This is a genomic window from Halomonas sp. H5, assembly GCF_050613175.1.
GTDB lineage: Bacteria > Pseudomonadota > Gammaproteobacteria > Pseudomonadales > Halomonadaceae > Bisbaumannia > Bisbaumannia salifodinae.
In genome coordinates this window covers 1,342,179-1,367,999 of record NZ_CP192510.1, presented here as the reverse complement: position 1 = coordinate 1,367,999, position 25,821 = coordinate 1,342,179, and the positions used below count along the sequence as shown (strand labels likewise).

General features: G+C 63.4%; 20 protein-coding genes. 5 read left to right on the top strand and 15 right to left on the bottom strand.

What is annotated here, in order from left to right; translation table 11 throughout:
* Nucleotides 1–2: 2 nt before the first annotated feature.
* The 5 genes from fliS to ACQ1W9_RS06245 form a co-directional block, all read right to left on the bottom strand.
* Nucleotides 3–434, bottom strand: coding sequence for a flagellar export chaperone FliS (gene fliS, locus ACQ1W9_RS06265; RefSeq protein ID WP_431026415.1), 432 nt, complete (start codon nucleotides 432–434; stop codon nucleotides 3–5).
* A gap of 183 nt (nucleotides 435–617) precedes the next feature.
* Entirely contained in the window at nucleotides 618–2,315 is a 1,698-nt protein-coding gene (locus tag ACQ1W9_RS06260) for an HD domain-containing phosphohydrolase (protein WP_431025828.1), read from the bottom strand.
* A gap of 98 nt (nucleotides 2,316–2,413) precedes the next feature.
* Nucleotides 2,414–5,635, bottom strand: a complete 3,222-nt coding sequence (locus ACQ1W9_RS06255; protein ID WP_431025827.1) for an EAL domain-containing protein — start codon at nucleotides 5,633–5,635, stop codon at nucleotides 2,414–2,416.
* Nucleotides 5,632–5,865, bottom strand: coding sequence for a DUF2835 domain-containing protein (locus ACQ1W9_RS06250; protein ID WP_431025826.1), 234 nt, complete (start codon nucleotides 5,863–5,865; stop codon nucleotides 5,632–5,634). The genes ACQ1W9_RS06255 and ACQ1W9_RS06250 overlap by 4 nt, the downstream gene beginning before the upstream one ends.
* A 66-nt stretch (nucleotides 5,866–5,931) precedes the next feature.
* On the bottom strand, nucleotides 5,932–6,303 hold the full coding sequence (locus ACQ1W9_RS06245) for a hypothetical protein (RefSeq protein ID WP_431025825.1): 372 nt from the start codon (nucleotides 6,301–6,303) through the stop codon (nucleotides 5,932–5,934).
* A gap of 211 nt (nucleotides 6,304–6,514) precedes the next feature.
* Between ACQ1W9_RS06245 and ACQ1W9_RS06240 the strand changes: the two genes are divergently transcribed.
* The 3 genes from ACQ1W9_RS06240 (at nucleotide 6,515) to ACQ1W9_RS06230 (ending at nucleotide 10,405) form a co-directional block, all read left to right on the top strand.
* On the top strand, nucleotides 6,515–7,126 hold the full coding sequence (locus tag ACQ1W9_RS06240; RefSeq protein WP_431025824.1) for a hypothetical protein: 612 nt from the start codon (nucleotides 6,515–6,517) through the stop codon (nucleotides 7,124–7,126).
* 244 nt (nucleotides 7,127–7,370) lie between these two features.
* Nucleotides 7,371–9,605 carry a putative bifunctional diguanylate cyclase/phosphodiesterase gene (locus tag ACQ1W9_RS06235; protein WP_431025823.1) on the top strand — a complete coding sequence of 745 codons (2,235 nt, stop codon included), beginning with the start codon at nucleotides 7,371–7,373 and terminating at the stop codon, nucleotides 9,603–9,605.
* Nucleotides 9,606–9,862: 257 nt separating this feature from the next.
* Nucleotides 9,863–10,405, top strand: a complete 543-nt coding sequence (locus ACQ1W9_RS06230; protein WP_431025822.1) for a hypothetical protein — start codon at nucleotides 9,863–9,865, stop codon at nucleotides 10,403–10,405.
* An 84-nt stretch (nucleotides 10,406–10,489) separates the two neighbouring features.
* Here ACQ1W9_RS06230 and ACQ1W9_RS06225 read toward each other — a convergent pair whose 3' ends face one another.
* The 5 genes from ACQ1W9_RS06225 to fliD all read right to left on the bottom strand — a co-directional run bounded on the left by ACQ1W9_RS06225 (nucleotide 10,490) and on the right by fliD (nucleotide 19,211).
* Nucleotides 10,490–10,828 carry a hypothetical protein gene (locus tag ACQ1W9_RS06225; RefSeq protein WP_431025821.1) on the bottom strand — a complete coding sequence of 113 codons (339 nt, stop codon included), beginning with the start codon at nucleotides 10,826–10,828 and terminating at the stop codon, nucleotides 10,490–10,492.
* Nucleotides 10,829–11,389: 561 nt separating this feature from the next.
* Entirely contained in the window at nucleotides 11,390–12,742 is a 1,353-nt protein-coding gene (locus tag ACQ1W9_RS06220; protein WP_431025820.1) for a UDP-glucose dehydrogenase family protein, read from the bottom strand.
* 11 nt (nucleotides 12,743–12,753) lie between these two features.
* Nucleotides 12,754–16,194: a tetratricopeptide repeat protein gene (locus ACQ1W9_RS06215; protein ID WP_431025819.1), complete on the bottom strand. Its 3,441-nt coding sequence runs from the start codon at nucleotides 16,192–16,194 to the stop codon at nucleotides 12,754–12,756.
* A gap of 158 nt (nucleotides 16,195–16,352) precedes the next feature.
* Complete coding sequence (locus ACQ1W9_RS06210) at nucleotides 16,353–17,561, bottom strand: FliC/FljB family flagellin (RefSeq protein ID WP_431025818.1); 1,209 nt, start codon at nucleotides 17,559–17,561, stop codon at nucleotides 16,353–16,355.
* 282 nt (nucleotides 17,562–17,843) lie between these two features.
* On the bottom strand, nucleotides 17,844–19,211 hold the full coding sequence (gene fliD / locus ACQ1W9_RS06205) for a flagellar filament capping protein FliD (RefSeq protein WP_431025817.1): 1,368 nt from the start codon (nucleotides 19,209–19,211) through the stop codon (nucleotides 17,844–17,846).
* Here fliD and ACQ1W9_RS06200 point away from each other — a divergent pair.
* The gene (locus tag ACQ1W9_RS06200) at nucleotides 19,210–19,353 is read left to right on the top strand and encodes a hypothetical protein (RefSeq protein WP_431025816.1); all 144 of its coding nucleotides are present in this window, start codon (nucleotides 19,210–19,212) and stop codon (nucleotides 19,351–19,353) included. The genes fliD and ACQ1W9_RS06200 overlap by 2 nt on opposite strands.
* A 37-nt stretch (nucleotides 19,354–19,390) precedes the next feature.
* Here ACQ1W9_RS06200 and ACQ1W9_RS06195 read toward each other — a convergent pair whose 3' ends face one another.
* From ACQ1W9_RS06195 to ACQ1W9_RS06180, 4 genes are all read right to left on the bottom strand, one after another.
* On the bottom strand, nucleotides 19,391–21,160 hold the full coding sequence (locus tag ACQ1W9_RS06195; protein WP_431025815.1) for a putative bifunctional diguanylate cyclase/phosphodiesterase: 1,770 nt from the start codon (nucleotides 21,158–21,160) through the stop codon (nucleotides 19,391–19,393).
* A 38-nt stretch (nucleotides 21,161–21,198) separates the two neighbouring features.
* Entirely contained in the window at nucleotides 21,199–22,518 is a 1,320-nt protein-coding gene (locus ACQ1W9_RS06190) for a sensor domain-containing diguanylate cyclase (RefSeq protein ID WP_431025814.1), read from the bottom strand.
* Between the two features lie 464 nt (nucleotides 22,519–22,982).
* Nucleotides 22,983–23,972, bottom strand: coding sequence for an OmpA/MotB family protein (locus tag ACQ1W9_RS06185; protein WP_431025813.1), 990 nt, complete (start codon nucleotides 23,970–23,972; stop codon nucleotides 22,983–22,985).
* Nucleotides 23,962–24,834, bottom strand: a complete 873-nt coding sequence (locus tag ACQ1W9_RS06180; protein ID WP_431025812.1) for a motility protein A — start codon at nucleotides 24,832–24,834, stop codon at nucleotides 23,962–23,964. Before ACQ1W9_RS06180 ends, ACQ1W9_RS06185 begins: the two co-directional genes overlap by 11 nt.
* A 112-nt stretch (nucleotides 24,835–24,946) precedes the next feature.
* Between ACQ1W9_RS06180 and ACQ1W9_RS06175 the strand changes: the two genes are divergently transcribed.
* Nucleotides 24,947–25,303, top strand: a complete 357-nt coding sequence (locus ACQ1W9_RS06175) for a flagellar protein FlaG (RefSeq protein WP_431025811.1) — start codon at nucleotides 24,947–24,949, stop codon at nucleotides 25,301–25,303.
* 27 nt (nucleotides 25,304–25,330) lie between these two features.
* Here the strand turns inward: ACQ1W9_RS06175 and fliE are convergent, their stop codons facing one another.
* A complete protein-coding gene (gene fliE / locus ACQ1W9_RS06170; protein WP_346063296.1) occupies nucleotides 25,331–25,651 on the bottom strand; it encodes a flagellar hook-basal body complex protein FliE in 321 nt (106 codons plus the stop codon).
* Nucleotides 25,652–25,821: the final 170 nt, after the last annotated feature.

The window sequence follows — 25,821 nt, the reverse complement described above, 5'->3', positions numbered from 1 at the left end:
GATTATCCCCCCTGGCCGGCGCGACCGATCTCACGCCAGGCCGAACCGATATCCTCCAGCAGGCGCTCGGCCTCATCGAGGGCACCGGCGTCGTTATGCATGTTGGCCCGCAGCAGCAGCCGGGCAATATAATCATAGAGCGAGGCCAGTTGGGTGGCGACTTCGCCCCCCTGCGCCTCGTCCAGCGCCGCCGCCAGGCCATTGTTGACGATATCCAGGGCCTTGGAGATTGCCTGCCCCTTGCCCGCCGTATTGCCCTGCTCGAGATGCAGCCGGGCGGCACGAATCGCGGCCTGGGCGCCGTCGAACAGCATCACGATCAACTGATGGGGGCTGGCCGCCATCACCCCGCTCTCGACGCCGACCCGGGCATAGGCACCGGCTCCCTTGGCATGGCCCTTGGCATAGGCGGCTGCGCCGCGTCTGGCACTCATCATCTGGCTCCCTCGTTGATCGGCCGATCTCCCCTGGATACCGGCAATGACTCTCTGCTTACCTATTGTGACCGACAGCCCTCTCGGCCCAGGGGGCGATAAGCCACGATCTTTATCGTTAATTTTCCTTATCGGCCCCGCCAGGGAGGGACTTGAGCGGGACCATGCGACGTCCCGCACTTTTCAGGCCGACGGCAGCGGCAGGGATTCCACCGGCTCGCCCAGGGCGCTCAGCGGCCCATCATGCAACAGCGCCCCGAGCCCGGCAGGGGGGCGGCGCGCCTCCTCGACCCGATTGACCAGGCTGGGCAGCCCCTGGCGATCCAGGCGCCGCACCCAGGCCAGCTCGCCCCCGGCATAGCGCACCAGGGTGCCCACCGGGAAACGCCCGAAGTGGGCGATATAGCGCTTGACCCAGCGCTGCTCGAAGCGCTCCGGGTGGGCCAGCAGGTGGCGGTAGACGCCTTCGACGTTCCAGGCCGGCCGGTCCACCCGCGGGCGGCCCATGGCGTCCACCACGTCCACCACCGCCGCCAGGCGCGCCAGCTCCGGCAGGTCACGGCCGCGCTTGCCCTGGGGATAACCGCTGCCGTCGAGGCGCTCGTTGATGCCGCCCACCACCGCCGCCACCACGCTGCGCGACAGCCAATGACAGGGGGCCGCCTGGTCCAGCATCAGCGCCACATGGCCCTGCAGCTGGCGATACTGGGCCTCGCTGAGGGACGGGGCCTGTTGCAGCTCGGCGGGCAACATGCCCTTGCCCAGGTCGTGGGTCATGGCCGCCGCCGCCAGGCTCTTGCGCAGCCCCTGGGGCAGTTGCTGGGTGGCCACCAGGTCCACCAGGCGCACCGCCACCGCCAGGCCGTGCTGCACCAGGGCGGCCTCATGGGCCAGGCAGTTGAGGGCGAAGAGCAGCTCCTCACGGTCCTCGTCCAGGAGCCTCAGCAGGCGATCGGCATTACGCGACAGCTCGATGCCATCCAGCCCATGGCCCTGCTGGAGGTCGAGGAGCTGGGCATCCAGATAGGCGGCCAGGCGTGCCAGGCGCCGCGCCATGGCGGTGGGGTAGCTCTCGGCGCGGCGCCGCCCCACCGCCGGTGCCGACTCCGAGGGCTGGAACAGCGACGACGGCGTGCGGGTGGTATCGCCATCGCTGGCATGGCGCGCCGCCTCCCGCTCGATCTCGCGCACATAGAACCACAACAGGCGTTCCTGCTCGGGGGAAGCATCGACGAACTGGAAGCCCACCTGCACCAGATAGCGCTCCGGTTCGGGCTTGACATGGCGCACCTCGGCCAGCAGCGAAAGGCGCTGGCCGTTGGGAAAGCAGAGCTCCAGCTCGAGGCGCTCCGGCGCCCGGGGCAGGCTGCCGGAGGCCATCGCCGGCAGCTCCACCCGGCAGCCCTCCACCGAGAGGTCGCGCAGGTCGCCCTGCAGGCTGGAGGCGCCACCCAGCTCGCCCTGCAGGGCACGCAGGATCACCCCCACTTCCATGCTCAGGCGCAGCTCGGCACGGTAGCTGGCGCGGCGCTGCAGCACCTCGAGCCACTCCGGGCAGGCGCAGCCACACTGCAGCCGCCCCTCCACCTCGTGGCACTCCTCCAGGGTCAGCCAGGGGCTGCGCAGCCGCTTGCCGTGGACCTGCCCCTCCAGCCGGAAGCGCTGACCACGGCGCAGGGGACCGAGGATCTCGCGAATGGCGGTGATATCCAGCAACAGAGATTCATCCAGACGGGCATCCAGCACCAGCACCGGCAGCGGCGCCTGGCCCTCTCCCTCCAGGCACAATGAGGCGCCGCCGGGCTCGGTCAGGGTCTCGAGCAGGTCGCGGAGTTCCAGGGGGTTGTCCACCCTTTGGTAGTCGGTCTCGTGCTGCGCCATCCGTGTCCTCATTGATCAGCCAGGAGGGCCCGGTGGCCCGGGCCCCGATAAGGGATAACGAGGCTATCGGCCGTCAGCGCCCGGGCTTGAGGAGAAATTCACTCGCTGCCGGGCGCCAGCCAGTCGCGGGCGAAGGCCTCCGCCGGCAGCGGCGGCGCATAGAGATAGCCCTGCCCCTCGGGGCAACCCAGGGCCAGCAGCGCCTCGGCCTGGGCCCGGGTCTCGACCCCCTCGGCCAGCGCCGAGAGTCCCAGGCTGTCGGCCATGGCGATGATGGTGGTAACGATGGCGCTATCGTTGGGGTCGCTGAGCATCTCGCGCACGAAGGAGATATCGATCTTGATCTTGTCGGCGGCGAAGCGCTTGAGATAGGCCAGGGAGGAGTAGCCGGTGCCGAAGTCGTCGATATGCAGCGCCAGCCCCGCCTCCTTGAGCCGACGGGTCATGGCCACGGCATGATCCGGATCGCTCATGAAGCCGCTTTCCGTCAACTCCAGCGCCAGCCGCTCGGCCGGCACGCCATGCCTCGCCAGGGCCTCCAGCAGCAGTGTCGGCAGGTGATCGTCATCGAACTGCGCCGAGGAGACATTCAGCGCCAGGCGCCCGGAGAAGCTCAGCCCCCGGGCCCGCCACTCGGCCAGTTGGCGGCAGCCGGCATCGATCACCCAGGCCCCCAGGCGGTTGATCAGGCCGCGCTCCTCGGCCAGGGGGATGAACTCGGCGGGGCTCACCGTGCCCAGCTCCTCGTCGAACCAGCGGCACAGCGCCTCGGCGCCGACCAGTCGCCCACTGGTCAGGTCCACCTGGGGCTGGAAATAGAGGCTGAGCCCATCCGCCTCCAGGGCCCGGGCGAGGCGCGCCGCCATGCGTAGCCGCTCCCCGACCCGCGCCCCCAGGTGCGACTCGAAGACACAGTAGCGCTCGCCACGCTGCTTGGCGTGGTACATGGCGATATCGGTGTGCTTGAGCAGCTCCCGGGCACCGTCGGCATGCTCCGGGTAGAGGGCGATGCCGATACTCACCTCCACCTCGAAGGCCTGAGGCCCGATGACGATGGGCGCCTCCAGGGCCAGGTGCAGGCGCCGGGCGGTGGCACAGGCACCGGGACGCTCGGCGGGATCGACCATCACCACGAATTCGTCGCCCCCCAGTCGCGCCAGGTACTCGTCCCCCTCCAGCACCGCCGAGAAGCGCTCCGCCACCGCCACCAGCACCCGGTCGCCCACGTCATGGCCCTGGGTATCGTTGATCTCCTTGAAACGATCGAGGTCCAGGAACAGCAGCGCCAGGGAGTGGTGGCGAGACGTACCCAGGGCCTGCTCCAGGCGCTGGGTAAAGGCGGTGCGATTGGGCAGGCCGGTGGCGGGATCTTCATAGGCCAGGCGGCGGATATTGGCCTCATCGGCCTGGCGGGTCAGCTCCGCCGCGACCCGGGAGGCGAAGATCTGCAGCAGGCTGGTGATAAAGGCGGTCTCCTCCAGGGGCTCGGCGAACATCACCCCCAGCAGGCCGATCACCTCGCCGTCGCGGCTCTCCAGGCGCCGCCCGGCATAGCCGCGCACCCAACCGAGGGCCTCCCGGGAGGCCGGCGGCAGGCGCTCGGCGGCATGGTCATGCACCACGCACTCGCCCCAGCTGAGGACGTGCTCGCAGGGGGTGCCGGCCAGCCCGTAGGAGAAGTTCTCCAGGGTCTCGCCCTCCACCACCGCCGCCAGGGTCATGGCCCGGCCCGGGGTATCACTATCGACCCGGGCGATAAAGCCCAGTTGGCCGCCCATGGCCCGGGCCATCTGGCGCGCCAGTTGATCGAGCCATTCGGCGCCGCTGCGCGCCGAGACCGCCCCGGCGATGGTCATCACCGCCTGCTGGATGCGCTGCTGCTCGCGGCGGTTGCGCAGGGTGGTAATGCCGAAGGCGAGGTTATCGGCGAGCTCGCCGAGCAGGCGCAGCTCGTCGTCGTTGATCGCCTGGGGTCGCCCCTGGTAGAGCAGCAGCAGGCCGAAGGTCTGGCCCTCGCGCTTCAGCGGCAGGGCGACGACGCCGTGGTAACCGTGCTCCCGAGCCGCCCGGCGCCAGACGAAACCGGGATCCGTGTCGATATCCAGCACCACCTGGGGCTCGCCGCTGCGCAGGGCGCGCCCCGCCGGGCCGTGGCCGCTGGGGTCCTGCGCCGACCAGCTCAAGGAGAGCTGGGCCAGGTAGCCGGCGCCGAGGCCGGCATGGGCCAGGGGACGAATGGAACGGGCGTCGTCGTTGCGCGCTTCGCCGACCCAGGCGAAGCGATAGCCGCCCACCTCCACCGCCAGGCGACACACCGCCCCGAGCAGCTGTGTCTCGTGGGTGGCATGCACCAGGGCGGCATTGCAGCGACTCAACAGGCGCAGGGCCCGATTGCTCGCCTCCAGGCGCTGCTCGCGATGCTTGTGCTCGGTGATATCGCTGATCACCCCCTCCATCATCGGCTCGCCGCTGGCTTCGTCCACCACCTGTTGTCCCTGCTCGCGAACCCAGCGCTCCTCCCCCGAGGCGGTAATCAGTCGATAATTCACCGCGAAGGGGCGGGCCTTGGCCTGGGCCTGATGGGTGGCCTGCAGTAGCCACGGTCGGTCATCGGGGTGAATCAGGCCGGCGAAGCGCCGGGCATGCTCGCCCAGCAGGGCCTCGGGGGGATAGCCGGTGATGGCCTCGGCGCCCTGGCTGACATACTCCATGGTCCAGTGGGGGTCGTCATGGCAGCGGTAGACCATGCCCGGCAGATGGCGCATCAGGGTCTCCAGGCGCCGAGTCGTGATGCGCCGCCCCCGCTCCGCCGTCTGCCGGGCCAGCTCGGCGCCAGCCCGGGCCGCCGCCAGACGCAACAGCTCCTCGACCAGCGGCGAGGCCCGCATGCCCCGGGAGTGCAGGGCCGCCACCAGCCCCAGGGCGTGCCCATCCGGGGAAAACATGGGCACGCCGATATAACTCTGCACCCCTAGCTCGGCCAGCATGACATCCTCGGGGAAGCGCTCGACCACGCCGTTGGAGAAGTGACATAGGGCCGACCCCACCACTCCGTCGCAGGGGGTGCCGGCCAGGGGATAGGCCGCGGCATCGAGATGCCGGCCACGGGACCAGAAGCTCAGGGGGTGGGCCCGCCCCGCCTCGGTGCGCGCCACCAGCAGGTGATCGACGGCGAGGATCTCGGCCAGGCAATGGCTCAGGCGATCGAAGAAGTCGCCATGGGCCTCCAGGCTATCGGCCAGGCGGCGAAAGGCCGTCAAGGCATCGATGGTGCAGGCCTGGACGGCGATATCATGGGTCTCATGACTGGCGTCGCTCATGGGCCTCCTTGGCCGATCGGCTGGATATCCTCGAACTTTCCCGTGGCGCTGAAATGGAGCCGGAAGCGGCCATGCACCCCATCGCGCCCGACAATGCGCCGCAGCGCCAGCGCCGGGAAGGCCACCCGTCGCCCATCCAGGCTAAGGGTAATGACCTGCTCGGCACGCCCTCGATAGTATGCCAGGCAGGCCTCGGGGGACAGATCGAGCCGGATATCGATGCTGGGCATCTGGCACCAGGCTCCTCGGGATTCTGCCCGGAATATCGGCCGATAGCGGCCCAGCTTGAACGTGGCTCAGGCCTGGCGACGCTGGTCCAGCAGTTGAAGGGCCGCCTCGGCGGCATCCACCAGGATGGCGCAGTGGTTGAAGGCCAGCAGCCGCAGCTCGTGCTCCAGGTCAGCGGCCGGCCAGGTCTCCAGCACATGCCCCACCTCATGGGCCAATCTCAGGCGCTGCTCCAGGCCGAGCTTGGCGGCCTTGTTGCAGATCAGCTCGATCAGCGACTCGGGCAAGGCCTCCAGGCGCAGCTGCGCCAGATGGGCCGCCTCGCGGCCGCGATGATAGGACAGGGTGACCTCGGGTCGATTGGCATAGTGCAGCCGCCATAGGCCATGGCTAGCGCCCTGAGTGTCGTGGGAAACAGCAAATTGTGTAGTTATTTTCACCGATAGTCCTTAAACAGCAATGGCGTTCACCGACGCCCGTCGGGGGACTGGCGTGTCCTTACATCAGGGATATCGGCTAATCGGCAGGCCACTTTAGCCCGCCCCCTTGATCCCGGAAGGCGCTTGGGGGGAACATCATCTCCAACAACCGACCGGAGACGTCGGTTAACACAACAACGAGAAAGGAAGCAGGTACGCTATGGAGCTCAAGATGTGGTGGACATTACTCTTCAGTGGGGCCGCCCTGGTGGCGGCGATCTGGGTCGCCCTGGCCTACTACCGCAGCCATCTACGCCAGAAGGCACCGCCAGAAAGTCGTGAGGAGGCTCCCGCCACACCGCCCCCAATGGTTGCCAGCAACGAGCAACCCGCCGCCCCGCAGCGCCACTCACGACGCCCTCCTCGAGAGCAGGCACAGGCCCTGAAACAATGCTGGTTCGTGGTCTTCGACACTCCCTCACCGGAAACCAGCCGACGCCTGGCCGAGCAGCTCAAGGAACGCAACGCCTTCTACGATGCCGGCCTGGGGGTCTACTACGTCACCTCCCAGAGCGCCAGCTATCAGTTGACCATCGCCCATTCCAGCTCCCCCGGACGGCTACCGCCGCTGCATCAGGAGGGCGACCACCCGCCGATGGACGGCATCTCGGTACTGATCAAATTTATCAACAAGCAGAGCGTGGTCCGAAACCCCACCACCTTTATCGACCTGGTGATGGCGGTGCATGCCCTGGGTGGGCGCATTCTTACCACCGACCGTAAGGAAATCTCTCCCGAGGAGTTCAAGGCGCGGCTGGCCAATACCTCGCCGGCCAGTGCCTGATTTCCCTCGACCTTTAACTGATCATTGTCGGGGCTCGGCTCCGCCGAACGATGGGCGCCATCTGGCGCCCTTTAATCGTGCGGACCCCGTGCACCAGACCGCCCTGCCGACTCTTTTTTATAGAACCCGAAACTCCTCCCCCGGGCGTTTTCTCCAACGTTGGTTCGCTGGCAAGGCGGCAACGGCATCAACGGCTAAACTTTGATTGGCCTCGACGTAGCCCACAGGACATCAAGGAGCCGGGATGCATCATAACCTCGTCGGTCTGTTCCGCCTCCTGGCACTAGCGACCGGCCTGCTACTCGTCGGGGCCTACCCCGACGGCGCCGCGGGACACCTGCACCCCGACCGGGACGACAAGATCATCTTCTCCGGCTCCTCGACCTATGCCCCGTTTCAATGGCTCGACTCCCAGGGGCTGGCCAGGGGCTTTATCATCGACCTGCAGGAACGCATGGCGCAGCAGGGTAGCGTGGCGGTGGAGCACCGGCTGATGCCATGGGCGCAAGCCTTGCATGCCGTCGATTCCGGCGAGGCCGACGCCATCGCCCTCTTCGCCTCGGAACCCCGCCGCCATCGCTACGACTTCACGGATCCCTTCTACTATCAGTTCCACGGCATCCTCGCCCACGCCGAGGGCGGCCACTTCAGCAACCTGGCCACCCTAAGCGGCCATACCGTCGCCGTCACGACAGATAGCTATGCCCATGTACGCCTGGCGGAAGAGTATCCCGACATCACACTGCTCCCCATGGAGAGCGAGCATGCCTGCGTGCTGGCCGTGCACAGCAGGGAGGCCGAGGCCTGCGTGGAGGCCGCCCTCAACGGCAGGCGCCATGCCTCCGAGCTGGACGTGCAAATGACCAGTTCCCCCTTCTGGCCCCGGCCCTATGTCTTCGCCGTCCGCAAGGGAAATACCGAACTCCTGGATTGGCTGAACTACCAGCTCGCCGCCATGCAGGCGGATGGCACCTACTTCGCCATCTATCAGGAGTGGCTGCCCGAGTTGGAGTGGCAACAGCCGACGATGGCCGACCACCTGAATACCATCGCCTGGATCGTCCTTCCCCTGCTGCTGCTGATATTGCTCAGCCTGGCCGGTGCCTGGTACCTGAAACGCCAGGTGGCCAGGCGAACCTTCCAGCTAGCGGTAGAGCTGGAGTCCCGCCAACGGCTCGAAAAGCAGCTGCGCTACCAGGTGAAACATGACACGCTCACCGGCCTTCTCAGTCGCCAGGCCTTTATCGACGGGCTCGAGCGCCGGCTTCACGAGGAGCCTGACTGGGCGCCCACGCTTGTCTTCCTGCGCCTGTTGAGCCTGGAATCCGTGACCAGCACCTTCGGTCGAACGGGCCACGAAAAGCTGCTGAGGGACTTTTCCCGCCACCTCAAGGGCCTCGACGTCCCCCTGGTAAGCCATATCGGCACCGGCGCCTACGCCCTCGTCGCCCGACCCGATATGACGCCCGGGGAGGCCTCCGCTCTCTTGACCGGGTCCTTTAAGATCGAGGATATCCATGTCGACCCCGGCATCATCATGGGGCTCAGTGTCGGCCGTGCCGACGACAGCGACGATGCATCCTCGTCCCACGCCGAGGAGCTGGTGCGTCGTGCCATAACGGCCTATGCCTCGGCATACGCCGACGGCAAGCCCTGGTGCATCTACACCCCCCAGCTGCAACCCGACCCCAGGGACCTCATCCTGCTGCATGACTTTCGCCAGCATGGCACCCGCGATATGCGGCTGCTGTACCAGCCCAAGCTGGACCTGGGCAGTGGGCGCATCAGGGAGGCCGAGGCACTGATCCGCTGGCATCACCCTCGATTGGGGCCGATACCCCCGGGACACTTTATCCCGCTGCTGGAAAGGACCGGCCTGGTCACCCGCGTCACCCGCTGGGTGATCGAGGAGACCATCGAAGAACTGGCCCGCTGCCGCACTCGGGATCCCGACTTCGGCATCAGCGTCAATATCGCCGCCCGGGACCTGGCCGACGACGCCAAGCTGGTGGACTTTATCCGCGACAGGGGAATCTCCGGGAGTCTCCGGGGCCTGCGACTGGAAATTACCGAGACCGGCGTAATCCAGGACCATGATCACACCCAGAGGGTCATCGCCACGCTACGGGAGGCCGGTATCCCTTGTGCCGTCGATGATTTCGGCACCGGTTATGCCTCACTCTCCTACCTGAGCAAGTTCGCCATCGAGGAGGTCAAACTCGACCGCAGTTTTATCCGCAATATGCTGGAAAATCGTCGCGATCAAGCCATTATTGCCTCGACCATCGAGCTGGCCCACACCCTGGGACTCAAGGTCACGGCGGAAGGCATCGAAGACCGAGAGACGCTACAGGCCCTCGCCGAGATGGGCTGCGACACCGCTCAAGGCTATGTGATCGCCCGCCCCATCCCGGCAACGGAACTCTACCCGCTAATGGGTCGGCGACACTTCTCACCGCATCGTAACAGGCAGTTTTAGCCGGCGATCGATTGGTGTGGCCAGGCGATCTGCCGCAGCCAACCACCATGACCGCAGGAGCACACTTTAGTGTCGGCCCGACGTCTCGGCGATTGGCGCCGTCAGGTGCCCCTACCCTCGGCACTCTTCCCCAACCCCAGCTGCCAATAGATGCCATCCAGCCTAGCCATCGCCTTCTGCTCCTTGGCATCCGGCGACAAAACGGCATCTCTGTTGCCCGCCTTTGCCCGGTAAAGCTCAGGAATGTGTCGCCAAGTATGGGAATGAGCCAAGGAGGCTCTCTTACCCCCCTGAATCCAGGATGGAACATCAAAACAGGGCTAAAGTTTTCTGAGAGTCTGCCGTTAGCATGCTTATACCGCAAGGTCATGATGGATGAAACGACCTGGCCCGGTACACTTGGCTTCTTCACCAAGCCCCTGGGGCTGACCATCGCCCCCATTGGTGCTCTTCTTCTATTTATCGCGTCCTTTCTGACCCCTGAGTTCGATAAAGAGATGGAACAATACCAACTCGAGGATATCAGCGGTGTCTGGGTATCGGAGTACGACAACACCATGGTGTGCGTCGATTTCCGGGATCGTGATCGTAGCCAACTCACCATCAATGGTGAGCGCGTTCCGGTCACCATCACCGAGGTGGATCTAGACAATGCCATCGTCTCGTTCCGCCTTATGCTCAACGGCCAATCCTATATCTGGTCGCTTCGGCAGATCTTTTATGACAACAACGAGTTCACCCTGCAGATGACACTGCATGACGGCACTCGGGAACCCTTCGATTTCGTTCGCAACCTCTAGCATGGCTAGTGTCGGCCTGGCATTTCACGATGCCAGGGCAATTCCACCTTCTCAAAAATACACACACGGCTGCCAAACACCCCATTATTCCCTGGTATTCTCGCCCAACCCCAGCTGCCGATGCATGGCCTCCAGGGTGGCGAGCGCCTCCTGCTCGCTGGCATCGGGCTCGAGGATCGCATCCCCCTTACCCTCCTCTGCCCGTCGCAGATCGAAGGCGTAACGCCGGGTCAGGCTCTCGATATTCATGCGAATCGGCAGCAGTTGAAGCGACAGGGCCTGGCGTTGCCGGCGCCGCCGCTCCCGCACGCCCGCATCCAGGGCCTCTTGAATCTGTCGATCCAGGGTCAGGGAGGCATAGGTCTCGATATGCCCCAGCTTGGGAAGGATGTGATCGAGAAAGTGGCTGGCTTTAAGGCTCACGGTGACTCCTCGGGAAACATGGGTGGGACTTACTCCGGGATAACTCTCCCCGCCCTATCGGTGCTATCGGCCATATCGGAAAAACCTTGAGTATGAACTCCGCCCCTCCCTCCTCTTAGCGCAACTTCCAGCTGCTACCCAGGCCTGATCAATCAACGCCTGAAATTGCTGGCCAAGGTGACCCTAAACGAGATCAGGCAAGCCTTCGCCAGACTGCACAGAGACAAAAGTAGCTAGCCTTAGCTAGCGATTTTTTTCGGCGGCCAGTCTAATTATCTAGCCATAGTGGCTGACTTTATCCGCGATCCGACGTATCGGTGACTTTTCGCAAAGATCAGCCTTTCCACCCATCTTCAGGATCGGGGTTTAGCCAGAAATTTGGCTCTTAAGGCGACCGATCCACCAGCGAATATTAGAGCAACAATATCCGACAAATGGCACCGAAAAACGCCATTTAAACCTCCCATAAAATCCCATAAAGACTTAAACACTTTAAGACTTTAATACTTAAAACCCAACCCATAGGACATATCAGTTGAAAAATTGGACTCGACACTGCACTCATTTCACCTTTTCATCTCGGCATAGTGACATTCCTCTTCCTACCGCGAAATAAAGCAATCCCGCATCTCGTACCAGGGCTGGATCATAGAGATTGCGCCCATCAACCACCACCGGGCTGCGCAGGGTCTGGCGTAGCCAGTGAAAATCCACGGCACGGAACTCCTTCCATTCGGTGCAGATCACCAGGGCATCGGCTCCGGCAACCGCCTGCTCGCGATCTTCGGCCAACAGTAGTTCGGGCCGACGCCCATACAGGCGACGGCACTCGCCCATGGCCTTGGGATCGAAGACGTTTACCCTGGCACCGGCCTGCCACAAGGACTCCATCAGATCGCGACTGGGCGCCTCACGCATATCGTCGGTATTGGGCTTGAAGGAGAGTCCCCAGATGGCAATGGTCTTGTCGGCCAGATCACCATCGAAGGCCAAGGCCAATTTCTCGAAGAGGGTCTGCTTCTGGCGCCGGTTGACCGCGGCCACGGCATCCAACAATTCGGCCTGGTACCCCACTTCCGAGGCGGTATGTGCCAGGGCGCGCACGTCCTTGGGAAAGCAGGAGCCACCATAGCCACAGCCGGGATAGATAAAGTGATAGCCAATACGCGGATCGGAGCCGATACCCCGGCGCACCTCCTCAACATCGGCACCCAAGCGCTCGGCCAGATTGGCAACCTCGTTGATAAAGCTGATCTTGGTGGCCAGCATCGCATTGGCGGCATACTTGGTCAGCTCCGCCGAACGCACGCCCATAAAGACCAGCTTCTCCTGCAGGCGAATATAGGGAGCATAGCACTCGCGCATCAGCGACCTGACGCGCTCACTCTCGGTGCCCACGATGATCCGTGCCGCATGGTTGAAGTCCTCGATGGCCGAGCCTTCCTTGAGGAACTCCGGGTTGGAGCACACCTCAAAGGGAATCTCCACACCGCGCTCGGCCAGCACCTCGGCCACCCGAGCTCGCACCTTTTCGGCGGTGCCCACCGGCACGGTGGACTTGTTAACGATAACCTTGAAGTCATCCATATTCCGGCCGATGCTCTCCGCCACCGCCAGCACATACTGAAGATCGGCGCTGCCATCCTCATCCGGCGGCGTACCCACGGCGATAAACTGCAGGGTACCGAAGGCCACCGCCTCGGCGGCCTGGGTGGTGAAGTGCAGCCGCCCAGCCACTAGATTATGCCGTACCAGCTCGGCCAGGCCCGGCTCGTAGATGGGCACCTCGCCAAGGCGGAGTCGAGCGATCTTGTCAGTATCCACATCCATGCACATCACATGGTGGCCCACGTCGGCCAGGCAGCAGGCGGTAACCAGCCCCACGTAGCCGCTGCCGAAGATAGTGATTCTCATGTCCTCGATCCCTACGCCGGCTGAATGGAAAACTCGTGCCACAGCTTACTGACTCGACCGAGGTCGCAATCAGGTTTTACCTTGAATACTCCGGCGGTCTCGACCCGCTCGATGGGTTCGAGGAATTCGAGGACGGTATGGTACTGCTGGCGATTCCAGAAATCGTGAATAAACAACCTGGCACTCTGGGGTTCATCATGCCAGCGGAAGATATGCTGAATCGCGGCCAAGATGCAGGCGACACGGAAACGGCCATCCACAAGAACCAGGTCGAACGCCATATCGTGTCGATGAATGGCTCGACTGTAGTCTGGAAACTTATCAATGGAGGAAGAAGAAGTAGGATACCCCCAGTCACCCGTGGGGCCGATATCCACCGCGGCCACTCGACACGCCGAGCCAAGACGCTGCTTTAGGGCGTTCACCCACTTGTCATCACTTTCGACCCCCTCGACGATCAGCCCCTGCTGAACCGCCCATACTGTAGAGCCACCCGAGCCGAACTCGAAATAGCGCGTAGCACACTCGAGTGTTTTCTTGAATAGCCGGCGTTCTGCCGCAGACATAAAGGGCGCATCGGGAATCTCAAAATTGGCTTCCACGATCTTGTCCCGCTCGGCGGTCACGACAGTCGGCAGTGCGGAAGCGGTCTTCGGTGTAGAGTTGGGCTCCTCCAGTAGCCCCTCCCCTGCCAGGAAAGCTTCTGCCTGGCCAGGATCAACACGCTCAATCAGCCGATAGGCCAGATCCTTGACACCGAAGACGGTACCGAGCAGGAAGGCCAGCTTGATACGCTGCGGCTCACCAAGCCGTTCCATACGCTCGGCATCTGGCAGGAACAACGCATCCGCCGATATCAACTCCGAGGCCTGACGCTTCTCTGCCAATACGCTATCGGGCAGGTGGCTACGGAACTGTTCGTCATTGAAGCGGTAGAAGTGGAAGCCGTGGCGGGCCATCCAATGCTGCAGCTCGGCGAGGTTCGGCTGGCGTCGATGGGTCGGCCGGAAGGCGACCCGCACCTGAATCAGCAGGGCCTCCTTCAGGGCCTTTTCACCGTGCTCCAGGATGGCCATGGCATCGCTAAGGTCATCCAGGATCAACCAATCGAGGCTCTCCAGGCCCTCGATGCTATCCAGGGCGATGGTATTGATGGGCAGTTGGGTCAACACCTTGGCGCCCTGAGCATTGGCACCGAACTGCTGGCCGGAGGGAAGCGGTTCCAGGGTGCCGCTTAAGGCCGGGTCGAGGCAGGCATAGAGGGTTGCGGGCTGGCCATCCCCGAGCACGGCATGCGGGAATACCTGGACATCCTCGCTACCCTCGAACCGATCAGGGCTCCCCACGCGGCTGGCGGGATCGAAGGCCACGACGCCGAAGGCATTCAACCGGCGCAGCGAATCGAAGCCATCCTGCCGAACCAGCTTGGCGCTATTGTCGAGGGCAATAATCTTGCCGGGCAACTTCCAGCTGAAGCCGGTATCCGCCTGTTCCCGCTCCGGCGCATACTGAATGGTAACCGGTTCGTCTTCCCCCTCGAACCAGGCCTTGCCTTCCTTGTTGAAGGTCAACGCCGCCGGCGGCTTGCCTTCGCAGTAGCGCTGCCAGATGGCGCGGATGGCATCGGTAAAGTGGGTAGCGAAGCGCTGAGCATCGCATACGGGTGATTCCAGCAACACTTGGCGAAGGTGTTTGCGAATCGTGGCCAGGCTATCCAGATCGGAGGCCAGCTCGATGACACGTTCACGATATTCATCCCAGCTATTGGTAACGAGCTCAGGCATGCCGGCATTGATCAAATGGGTAGCGCTATGACGACCTGCGAAGGTTGGGCCGGGCAACGTCACTACCGGCACCCCCATCAATAGGGCCTCACACGTCGTCAAACCACCAGAATAGGGCCAAGGGTCCAAGGCAATATCTACCCTTTGATAGGCCGTAAGAAGGTCTATGTGCGATGACGGCCCCTCGATACACAGGCGGTCGGATGATATGCCAAAACCAGCCATAGTACTGATGACACCATCACGCAACTTCAAACTATCAAACTGAAGGCTTTTCAGAAACAAGCGAGATCCAGGAACTTCTCGCATGATTCCGGCCCAGCATCGCAAGACATCACTATTGATTTTCTTGGCGTTATTGAAGCAACCGAAAGTTATATAACCGTTAGACTTTGCCGGCAGTAATGACACGGCAGGATAGTAAGGCGGCGGCGTATAGCAGATATAGTCATCAGGCAATCTTATCAGCTTTTCCACATACTTATCATCGACGCCTCGAGGTGTTTCCACACCATCACTGATAAGATAATCTATAGCCTCGACACCGGTAGTATTTATCAAACCACCGACCCACTTGACGATGACAGGCGCAGGCTCCATGGCCATAGCCATCACCTTATTTCCTGAGTTATGCCCCGCCAAATCAATGAGAACATCTATTTCATCGAGCCTTATCTTATCAGCAACCCCCGCATCATCAAGGTGATCGACCAAAGACCAGGCAGCGGCAATCTTCTTGAACCGTTCAGTTATATAATCCACATGATTGGAAGTGGTATAAAAATAAAACTCCACTCCCTTTCCATAACACTGCTCCAGTGCAGATACAGTCATCTGTCCTACGGGGTGATTTCTAAATCCATCCGACACCATACCCACACGGATGATTCTATCGGGACGCTTATCATCTGAAACCCGGCGATTCACCACCAGGCCTGATACATATCTATCGTTCCACTCGCGACACAACCTCTCAATATCACCACCAGAATAACTAGGATGATAATGCACTGTAGTAATAAAGTTAGAAAATGCCAATGGAGTGGCATTAGGCATACACATCGCTTTCTTGTATGCCAAAATACTCTCATCAAGAAGCCCTAGATCATTCAAAGCATTGCCATAGTTATTCAGTAGCGCAGGGTCATCTGGAGAGATAGACAGCCCTTTCTCATAGCATTCCAAAGCCTCTGAATAACGGTGAAGAGAAACCAAAATTATTGCTTTAAATGAAATAAAAACGACACTCTTCGGCTGAAGCCTGCAAGCCTCCTCCATATACTCGATGGCGTCTTTATTCTTATTTCTTTTGTTTAACAAATATGCCATGCCATGAAGGGCCTCGGCATAATCCGGCTTAATCTCCAGGGCCTTTATCAAAAGTTCTTCCGCATGCTCCGCATGGCCCAGCCGATGCTTAACCTCAGACAGCCTTCCATAGACTTCATGGTCAGCATATCCACTTTCTATCAATTGATTGAAGTGACTTGATGCCTCATCCAACCGTCCTTCTCGAAGCAAGGCACTTGCCAGGGCCTTGCGATGGATAGGATTGTCGGGGCTTTGCTCCATGCGCTGCCTAGCCTGTACCACGCTAGGAAACTCTCTATTGCTTGAAAGCGTTTGCATAGCGGCTGGTCGGCTAGCTTTTCTCTTGCTTCGGCTCATGGGTGACACCTTGGTCGAAATTCGGCTATTGCCTCAAGGTAACAAAAACGCCACCCCGGCAAAGCGGGGAAAAGAGCCAGCAACATGCCATAAAAAAGCAGGCCCCCAAGGGGACCTGCTTGGAAAACCACGAAGAGTCGTGATTTCTAGCGGCTAGCTTAGCCCAGCAGGGACAGCACGTTCTGCGGCACCTGGTTAGCCTGAGCCAGCACGGAGGTACCGGCCTGCTGCAGGATCTGTGCACGGGTCATGTTGCTGACTTCAGAAGCGTAATCGGCATCCTCGATGCGCGAACGAGCCGCGGAGAGGTTGGTCTCGTTGGTCTGCAGGTTGGTGATGGCCGATTCGAAGCGGTTCTGGATGGCACCCAGGTCGGAGCGCAGCTCGTCTACCTTCTTCAGGGCATCGTCCAGCTGGCCCATCGGGTTGGCAGTGGCACCGCTCAGCAGGTCCTTGGCACTCAGCTCGCTACCGTCAAGGGTAAAGCCTGCGGTATTCGCGACACTGGTGATATCGGCATCAGACGGCTCCAGCGCCACCTGGAAGGTCTTGGCCACCCCGGATTCCACTTCGAGACCCTGCAGGTTCAGGGCAGTGAGTTCTGAGGCATTAGTGGTATTGATGGTGACATCCACGTACCAGTTGCCGGCCTCATCCACCTTGGCAGTCACCTGGTTGGTGATGGCTGCTGCGCCAACACCGAGCTCGGTAGCCAGAGCGGTGGTGAAATCGTTCACCGTAGTGGTGGTGATGCTGGTCGCGGTGCCGTAAGCCTGCTCGAAGGCGGCAGTCGCAGTAGCGCCACCGGCACTAGCGAGGCTAGTCAGGGTGCCTTCGGCGCCATTGACGTTGAAGCTGTCCAGGCTAAGGGTGCTGGCAGTGATCTTCTCCAGATTAACGTCGATGGACTCACCATCGTTGGCGCCGACCTGAATGGAGAGGCTCTGGTCGCTGGCCAGTACCTTGACGCCGTTGAAATCGGTCTGCTCGGAGATGCGGTCGATCTCGGTCAGGCGCTGATCGATCTCGGCCTGGATGGAGGCACGGTCATCGGCGGAGTTGGTATCGTTCTGAGCCTGGACGGTCAGCTCACGGATACGCTGCAGGTTGTCGTTGACCTGGTTGAGGGCACCCTCGGCGGTCTGGGCCACAGAGATGCCGTCGTTGGCGTTACGCTGGGCCTGGGCCAGGCCGGTGATCTGGCTGGTCATGCGGTTGGCGATGGCCTGACCGGCGGCATCGTCCTTGGCACTGTTGATACGCAGGCCAGAGCTCAGACGCTCCATGGAGGTGGAGAGGGCGTTCTGAGACTTGGTCAGGTTGGACTGACCGATCATCGCAGTGATGTTGGTATTGATCACGGACATGGTGATTTCCTTCCCAATCTGTTGAGGGCTCCATTGGCCGCCCCGAGCCATGCATCGGTGGGGCCTGCCGCAACGGCGCCGTTGGCCGTTATTCCTTTTAACGGCGGATCGAGAAAGGACTTTAGGGTTGGGAGAAAATTTTTCTGGCCAAGCAGCTAAGGAGGGCTACCAAGGTGGCGGAAGGTGGAAAAAGCAACGGGCGCCCGAGGGCGCCCAATCGCCGAAACGTCGGCCCGGTACTAAAGTGCACTCCCACTTCCGGCAGGAGCACGAGAGGCTAGATTACTTCTTGTTACCCAGCTGCGCGCTCATGGCGTCGAACTGTTGCGTCAGGTAGGAGCTGGTCTGGTTCATCTGGGCGATCATGCCGTCGAGCGCCGCAAACTGCTTGCGATAGCGCTCGATGGTCTGCTCCACGTTCGCTTCCATGCGTGTGAAACGCTCAGTGAGACTATCGACGCGACTCTCGGCTCCCTCGATGGCATTACCGATCATGCCATTATCATCCAGCATCTGCTCCAGGGTGGCACTGAAGGTGCCTGCCATACCGCTCTCTTCGCTATCACCGGCAAAGAAAGACGCCGCCGCCCCGGGAGACTCCGAGATGGCGGCATCCAGCACCTCCTCGTCGACCTCCAGGCGCCCCTCCTTGGTCAGGGAAATCCCCAGGTCCGAGAGCAGGGAGAAGTCGCCGCCCGGCACGCTGCTGGTCAGGTCACGCACCATACGGGATTCCAGGGTGCGCACGGTGCGATCGCCGATCAACTCACCCGAAGCACTATCATCGCTACCGGGCTTGATCATGCGACCGATGGTGGATTGCAGCTCGTTGTAGGCGGAGACCCACTTGTTGACGGCCTCCTTGACCGAGCCCTTGTCCTGGGACACGGTCAGGCTCAGGGTATTGCCCTCGGCCTCGGGAGATAGGGTCAGGGTCACCCCCTGGATGGCCTCTTCCACGGTATTGGTGGCACTGGTGATGGTAATGCCGTTGATGCTGAGCTCGGCATCCTTACCCAGACGCGCCGTGCCCGCATCCTCCCCCAGGGTCACGCCGGCCGACAGCCCATTGAAGGTCATGCCAGTAATGCCGGCATCGGCCCCGGTCTCCCGCGAGGAGAGCACCAGCCGGTGGCCGGTACCGTCATTGATGATAGAAGCATCGACGCCGGCATTCTCATCGGCATTGATGGTGTCGCGAATCCCCTCCAGGGTGCTGCCGGCCTCCAAGCTCACCTGATAGCTGCTGCCGTCGCCGAAGTCGAGATCCAGAGTGGCACCGGCATCGGTGAGGCTATCCTCCAGGTTATCTACCCGAGTCGAAGCCAGCGTACCGGCAGTCGCGATACTGGTCACCTCGATATCATAGCGACCGGGACTCGCCGACTCGCTGGTCGAGGCCGACAGGCCATCGCCCTGGACGCTGGCGGAGAGTTTCTGGAATAGCGCCGAATCATTGAGTGCCTCCGCCGCATTCTGCAGCTTGTCGACGCCGGACTTGAGCCGGCCGTAGGCGGAGATCTTGGCCTCCTGCTGGGCGACCTGTCGGCTCAGCGGCTCGAGCTGCTTTCTCTCGGCGCTACGCAGCTGATCCAGCAGGCCATTTAGATCCAGGCCGGAGCCGATGCCGAGTGATGAGATGCTTGCCATGGAGTTCAGCTCCCTTGAAGACCGAAAAGAGGTTTCTTTTTGTGATATCGGCTGCTGGATGAAGAACTTTAGGGAAAATTTCCAAAAGGCCAAGCCGGGGCGCCTGACGGCGCCAATCGCCGAAACGCCGGACCAACGCTAATGCGTGCTCCCACAGAAAGTTGGGCGGCCCGGCCGGATCAGCCCAGCCACTGCCATTCCTCACGCCCCGGCCAGGTGGCCAGCCAGGTGGGTAACTGCTCCGGAGGCATGGGGCGGGCGATGCCGTAGCCCTGGGCCTGGTGGCAGCCCAGCGCCACCAGGGCGCGGGCATGCGCCAGGGTCTCCACCCCTTCGGCCAGCATGGGCCGTCCGAAGCGCTTGGCCATATAGATGACGCTCTCGACGATGGCCATGTCGTTGCCGTCCACCAGCATATCGCGCACGAAGCTCTGGTCGATCTTGATCAGGTCCACCGGCAGCTGGCGCAGGTAGGTCAGCGACGAAAAACCGGTGCCGAAGTCGTCGATGGCGGTGGCGATGCCCAGCGCCTTGCAGCGGTGGATCGCCTCCAGGGCCGCCTGGATATCGTGCATGGCGGCACTCTCCAGCACCTCCAGCTTGAGCCGACACGATGGCACCTCGGGGTACTGCTCGAGCAGCTTCTCCAGGTGCGTCACGAAATCCGCCTGCAACAGATGCACCGGGCTGATATTGACGCTGACCGGCAGGGTGATGCCCTGCGCCTGCCAGGCACTCAGTTGCCTCAGGGCGCGAAGGATCACCCACTCGCCCAGCGACGCTGCCAGGGGCGTGCCCTCCACCACCGGCAGGAACTCGCCCGGCGCCAGCAGGCCGCGCTCGGGATGCTGCCAGCGCACCAGGGCCTCGAGGCCCACCACCCGGCCGCCGAGCATATCCACCTGGGGCTGGTAGTAGAGGCGCAGCTCGTCGTTGGCGATGGCCCGGGCGAAGCGCTCCCGCTGGGCCTGGCGCGCCTGCAGCTGGCGGTCGTGGCCGGGATCGAAGCGATGGTAGGTGTTGCGTCCACGCTGCTTGGCCCGGTACATGGCCTGGGTGGCGTGGCGCAACAGGACGTCGCCCTCCTGCTCGTCATCGGGGTAGAGGGTCACGCCGATACTGGCGGAGAGCCGCAGTGTCTGGCCGTCGAGGCGAATCGGCTGGCGAATCGCCGTCAGCAACCGCTCCAGGAAGGCCTCGTCGGGCTCGCGGTGCAGCAGCAGCACGAACTCGTCGCCGCCGACGCGCGCCAGCACCTCGTCGCCGGCCAGCAGGTGGCTGACCCGGCGGGCGAAGCTGACCAGCAGCCGGTCGCCGGCCAGCTCGCCCAGCTGGTCGTTGATGCGCTTGAAGTGGTCGATATCCAGGGAGCAGACCGCCAGGGTCTCGCCGGCCCCCTGGGCGTGGACGATGGCATCCTGCATCAGTTGGGTGAGCAGCTTGAGGTTGGGCAGGCCGGTCAGGGCATCGAAATAGGCCTCGCGACTGGCCCGCCGGGCACCACCTTCCAGGGAGCGGTCGAGGGCGGTCAGGGTCACCACATGATGGGAGGTCATACCGGCGGCATCGCGTACCCGACGGAAGGAGAATAGCGTGGGGCGGTCGCCCCCCTGGGCGTCGTGGAGCAGCATCTCCAGGCGCCCCTGTTCCTGCTGCAGCAGTAGCTGCCAGTCCGCCAGGCACTGGGAGGCCCCTTGCCGAGGGGCGACGAAGCCGTCCGGCGAGCGCCCGCGCAGGGTCGCCGCGTCGAGGCCGACCAGGGCCTCCAGCGCCGGATTCACCGCCAGGATGCGCTGCTCGGCATCGGTGATCAGCATCGCCTCGCTGGCATCGAAGAAGGCCCGGTCGGCATGGGGAGTCTCGTTTCGCCATCCGCTTCCCGGGACCACGCCCGGCGATAACACCCGGGACGACTTCGGTTCCGGCACCAGCCCTTGAGAAGAACACATACTCGGGCTCCTTAGCCGGTCATCTTGTGCTTGTTATATTAGAATTCAACACTAATGTGCCGATCTTGACCATCGACCATCACCCGGTTGCGCCCCTGCCCCTTGGCCTGGTAAAGCGCCGCATCGGCGCGCTGCAGCAGCGCCTGGGCCGACTCGCCGGGACGATCGCTGGCCACCCCCAGGCTGATGGTCACCGAGAGCCCGGCGAAAGGCGCAGCCGCCACCGCCTGACGCAGCCGCTCGGCGATGGCCCGGGCCCCCGAGGAATCGGTGCCCGGCAGCAGCAGGGTGAACTCCTCGCCGCCCCAGCGGGCCAGCAGGTCGCTGGAGCGCAGGCTGCCCTGTACCCGCTTGGCCAGGGCCCGCAGGATGGCATCGCCGCGGTCATGGCCATGACGGTCGTTGACCGCCTTGAAGTGATCGATATCGAAGAGCAGCAGCGACAGTGGCTGCGCCTGGCACTCCGCCTCGGCCAGCGCACCGGCCAGGGCCTCGTCGAAGCCGCGGCGATTGAGCGCCCCGGTCAGGTGATCCCGGGTGGCCTGGCGGGCCAGCTCACGCTCCATGCGCTTGCGCTCGCTGATGTTATGGAACACCGCCACGAAGTTGCGGATCTCGCCGGCCTCGTCGGCCACCGCGGTGATCGACTGCCAGAGCGGGTAGATCTCCCCCGCCTTGTTGCGACTCCAGATCTCGCCCTGCCAGTGGCCGGTGGTCAATACCGCCTCCCAGAGCGCCGCGTAGAAGGCCTCGTCGTGGCGCCCCGATTTGAAGAGCCGCGGCGTCTCGCCGATCACCTCCTCGGCCCGGTAGCCGGTGATGGCACTGAAGGCCGCATTGACCCGCTCGATACGCATCTCGGCGTCGGTGATCAGGGTCGCCTGGCCGGTCTCGAAGGCGGTGGCCAGCAACCGCAGCTCGCTCTCGTGACGCTTGCGCTGGGTGATGTCCTCCTTGACCACCACATAGCGCACCATGCCACTTTGCCCATCACGCACCGGGGTGATGATCTCCGCTTCCCAGTAGAGCTCGCCACTCTTCTTTCGATTGAGGAGCTCGCCCCGCCACACCTCCCCCGCCGCCAGGGTGCGCCACAGCGACTGGTAGACCGCCGGCGGGGTATGCCCCGACTTGATCAGCGCCGGGGTCTGGCCCAGCAGCTCGTCGCGGCCATAGCCGGTCACTTCGATAAAGCGCCGGTTGACGAACTCGAAGCGTCCCTCGGCATCGGTAATGGCGGTGGCCACCGGGCTCTGCTCGATGGCGATGGCCAGCAGCCGGCAGTCGACACCGGTGGTAGCGAATGGCTTGGGCCGGCCGCTCGGCGGACACTTTAATTCCCGAATAGGCTCCTGCATCTGCTGAGAACTCCCTTGTAGTTATTGTGCCGGGTTCGATCCATACCCGGACGCAATCCATCCTAAGCGCAGATCGCTCGCTTGGGGCCGATACCGCGTATCAGCGGGCCAAACCTCCTGGACAGGGACTTCCCTGGGTCGAGGAAGCATTCAAAATAGCGAAGGCAGGCGAGTCGCGGGCGAGGGGCGTTGATATGGATCAAGGAAGGGGAAATGAGCCCAGATCAGGGCCCGGTGGGAACTCGGCCATGCCGGGTGATTGAGCGGGAAAACCGAGGCGCCTGGCGGCGCCAATCGCCGGCTAAAGCCAGCTCCCACTGGCTTGGTGAGGCCCCCGGTGTTGTGGGAGCCTGCTTCAGCAGGCGATAGGGAGGCGAGTGTAAATCAGCCGATCCGGCCTGAATCGCCGGCTAAAGCCAGCTCCCACTGAGTTAGAGGAGCCAGCTTTGACTGGTCACGAAGGGCTATAAGTGAACGATCACTTCCACCCGGCGATTGGTGGCACGGCCCTCGGCGCTGTCGTTACTGGCCAGGGGCCGGGTCTCGCCGTAGCCGATGGCGCGCAGCCGCGAGGCGTCGACGCCGGCCGCCTCCAGTTGGCGCAGGATGACGATGGCGCGGGCCGAGGAGAGCTCCCAGTTGGAGGGGAAGCGGTCGGTGAAGATCGGCCGGTCGTCGGAGTGCCCCTCCACCGAGACGGTGCCTTCATAACGCTGGATGATCGCCACCAGGCGCTCGATCAGCTCGCGGCCGGCCTCGCTCAGCTCGGCGGTAGCGCTATCGAAGAGCAGGCGGTCCTGGATGCGCAGGTTGAGCCCTTCCGCCACCGGCGAGATCTCCACCCCCTCCAGGCTGGGCAGCTCGCGCGCCTCATCGAGGCGAGCACTCACTTCCGCCTGGAGGCGCTCGGCCCCGGCCAGCGCTTCGGGGTCGAGGCGCTGCACGTTACTCGGCGGTCGCTCGGTGACCACCAGGGTCAGGTCTTGCCAGGCCTCGGGATCCAGCGCCTCGTGAAGGGCCAGCGCCGGTAACCCGGGCGTCGCAGACGGCAGCGCATAGGGCACGCGCCGCACCGCCAGGGCCGGCGCCGGCGCCGGCGCGGCGGGGCGCGGCGGCGCCCAGTCGATGGGCCGGGGCAGGTCCAGGGGATCCCGACCGCGAGGCCGTGGCGGGGCCGGCACGCGGGGCCCCTCGGCCACGCGCAGCGCCGCTACCAGGGCAAAGGGCGAGACCTCCGCCCGGGCGGGGCTCGCCTCGGCCGGGCCGAGATCCATCGGACTGGCCTCGGCGGGGCCACGAAACACCGCCGTCAGCGAGAGCAGCAGCGCGAAGAGCGTCACCAGCAGGGTCATCATATCGATATAGCTGAGCATCCAGCCGCTCTGCCCCTCGTCGGGCTCGAGCTCCTCGAAGAGGCTATCGTGACGATGGCGCCCGCGATAACTAGCCGGCATGGGAGGCCTCGCTCTCGTCGCCCGTCGCGGTGGACGCCGGCCGGCGCCGCGGCAGTCGCCAGCGGCTCGAGACACCGTCCTCCTGCCCCTGACCGTCGCGCAGCTCGTCATGGTGATGGGCGATAAAGGACTTGAGGCTCTCCTCGATCACCGAGGGCAGGCGCCGCCGCGACATCAGCGAGATCCCCTCGAGGATCATGTTCATGGCGATCAGGCGCTGCTCGGTGCGCCGCTCCAGCTTCACGGCGATGGGCTTCAACACCAGGTTGGCCAGCACGATGCCATAGAAGGTGGTGAGCAGGGCGAGGGCCATGCGCTCGCCGATCACGGTAAGCTGGCCGGCCTCGATCACCCCCAGCATATTCACCAGCCCCACCAGGGTACCGATCATGCCGAAGGCCGGCGCATAGAGGGCCATGGTACGGAAGATCTGCGCCTCGGCGCGCTCCCGGGCCTTGAGCCGGGCGATGCGCCAGCGCAGCAGGTCATGAATCTCCTCGTCGGAGGTGTGATCGATCACCAACTGCACCCCGGTGCGCAGGAAGGGGTTGGGGCAGGCCTCCAGGCGCCGCTCCACCGCCCGCACGTCGCCCTTGAACCACAGCCGGGCCAGGGCCACCAGCGCGTCGATATCTTCGCACTCGTGGCGATTCTCGCGGCGGAACACCAGGCCGACCAGGCGCACCACCCGCACCACCTCGCGCAGCGGATAGCTGATAAAGGTGGCCGCCAGGGTGCCGATGACCACGATGGCCAGCCCCGGCAGGTTGAGGAAGGCGGTGGCGCTATCGGCGCTCCACAGCACCACACTGGCCAGCATCAGCAGGCTGGCGACGATTCCGATCAGGGTGGAGGGGTTCATATTCCGGCTCTCGACTCGATGCCATGAGAAGGCGCTAAAGTTCCCGCCGTCATGGCCGATGGACTCAATAAGAAAAACAAGACTTCCAACCACTCACGCAAGGGATCCTTCCATGAGTCACCCGATAGCGGATGTCAGTGCCCATGCCCCCGGCTCCCCCCTCAACGACCTGACCCCGCGTCAGCGCGTCGAGGCTCTGCTGGCCAACCTACCCACCGCCGGCGGCCAACTCAGCCAGGCGGCGCCCCCCGAAGAGGCGGCGCTGGTGGAGCCGCTGCAGCGCATCAACGAAGTGATGCGCAACTACGGCGTGGAGTTCGAACTGGCCGATGTCGGCAACCGCACCATCACGCGCATCGTCGATCGCGACAGCGGCGAGCTGATCCGCCAGATTCCCTCCGAGGAGGTCCTGGCCATCGCCGAGCGCCTGGAAGAGGTCAGGGGCCGGCTGATCTCCCTCGAGGCGTAGGCTCTCGACTCCTCGCAGGGCCTGGCCCTACACCTGCATATTCATCACGTCCCGGTAAGCGCTGACCAGGCGATTACGCACCTGGAGGCCCATCTGGAAGGCCACGCTGGCCTTCTGCATATCGACCATGACGTCGTTGAGCGCCACATTGGGATCACCGGCCTGGAAGGCGGTGGCCTGGGCATTGGCGCTCTGCTGCAGGCGATTGATGCGCTGGATGGAGTTGGCCAGCTCGGCGGCGAAGCCGCCCTGGCCGGCGGCGGCCGGGCCGCTCAGCGGCGAAGCAGAGGCCTGGGCAGAGAGACTCTGCATCTGCTGCAAAGCAGCATGAATAGCGGGGGTGGACATGAGATTCGGCTCCTGTGACACGCTGAGAGGAGGCTAGCAGCCTTGCCCCGGCCACCAAGCCGGCAAATGCGCCTGTAAAACCCGACTATTCCTACCTTTGGGCTGGTCAGCCACGCCGATAATGGCGTGCATCACAGTTCCGCCCGGTCGACGGGACGGCAAACCGCGAT

Excerpts from the sequence above, each read along its gene's own strand:
- fliS (WP_431026415.1), bottom strand. The coding sequence starts at position 434 with ATGAGTGCCAGACGCGGCGCAGCCGCCTATGCCAAGGGCCATGCCAAG.
- ACQ1W9_RS06260 (WP_431025828.1), bottom strand. The coding sequence starts at position 2,315 with ATGGCGCAGCACGAGACCGACTACCAAAGGGTGGACAACCCCCTGGAA.
- ACQ1W9_RS06255 (WP_431025827.1), bottom strand. The coding sequence starts at position 5,635 with ATGAGCGACGCCAGTCATGAGACCCATGATATCGCCGTCCAGGCCTGC.
- ACQ1W9_RS06250 (WP_431025826.1), bottom strand. The coding sequence starts at position 5,865 with ATGCCCAGCATCGATATCCGGCTCGATCTGTCCCCCGAGGCCTGCCTG.
- ACQ1W9_RS06240 (WP_431025824.1), top strand. The coding sequence starts at position 6,515 with ATGTGGTGGACATTACTCTTCAGTGGGGCCGCCCTGGTGGCGGCGATC.
- ACQ1W9_RS06235 (WP_431025823.1), top strand. The coding sequence starts at position 7,371 with ATGCATCATAACCTCGTCGGTCTGTTCCGCCTCCTGGCACTAGCGACC.
- ACQ1W9_RS06230 (WP_431025822.1), top strand. The coding sequence starts at position 9,863 with ATGGGAATGAGCCAAGGAGGCTCTCTTACCCCCCTGAATCCAGGATGG.
- ACQ1W9_RS06220 (WP_431025820.1), bottom strand. The coding sequence starts at position 12,742 with ATGAGAATCACTATCTTCGGCAGCGGCTACGTGGGGCTGGTTACCGCC.
- ACQ1W9_RS06215 (WP_431025819.1), bottom strand. The coding sequence starts at position 16,194 with ATGAGCCGAAGCAAGAGAAAAGCTAGCCGACCAGCCGCTATGCAAACG.
- ACQ1W9_RS06210 (WP_431025818.1), bottom strand. The coding sequence starts at position 17,561 with ATGTCCGTGATCAATACCAACATCACTGCGATGATCGGTCAGTCCAAC.
- ACQ1W9_RS06200 (WP_431025816.1), top strand. The coding sequence starts at position 19,210 with ATGGAGTTCAGCTCCCTTGAAGACCGAAAAGAGGTTTCTTTTTGTGAT.
- fliD (WP_431025817.1), bottom strand. The coding sequence starts at position 19,211 with ATGGCAAGCATCTCATCACTCGGCATCGGCTCCGGCCTGGATCTAAAT.
- ACQ1W9_RS06195 (WP_431025815.1), bottom strand. The coding sequence starts at position 21,160 with ATGTGTTCTTCTCAAGGGCTGGTGCCGGAACCGAAGTCGTCCCGGGTG.
- ACQ1W9_RS06190 (WP_431025814.1), bottom strand. The coding sequence starts at position 22,518 with ATGCAGGAGCCTATTCGGGAATTAAAGTGTCCGCCGAGCGGCCGGCCC.
- ACQ1W9_RS06185 (WP_431025813.1), bottom strand. The coding sequence starts at position 23,972 with ATGCCGGCTAGTTATCGCGGGCGCCATCGTCACGATAGCCTCTTCGAG.
- ACQ1W9_RS06180 (WP_431025812.1), bottom strand. The coding sequence starts at position 24,834 with ATGAACCCCTCCACCCTGATCGGAATCGTCGCCAGCCTGCTGATGCTG.
- ACQ1W9_RS06175 (WP_431025811.1), top strand. The coding sequence starts at position 24,947 with ATGAGTCACCCGATAGCGGATGTCAGTGCCCATGCCCCCGGCTCCCCC.
- fliE (WP_346063296.1), bottom strand. The coding sequence starts at position 25,651 with ATGTCCACCCCCGCTATTCATGCTGCTTTGCAGCAGATGCAGAGTCTC.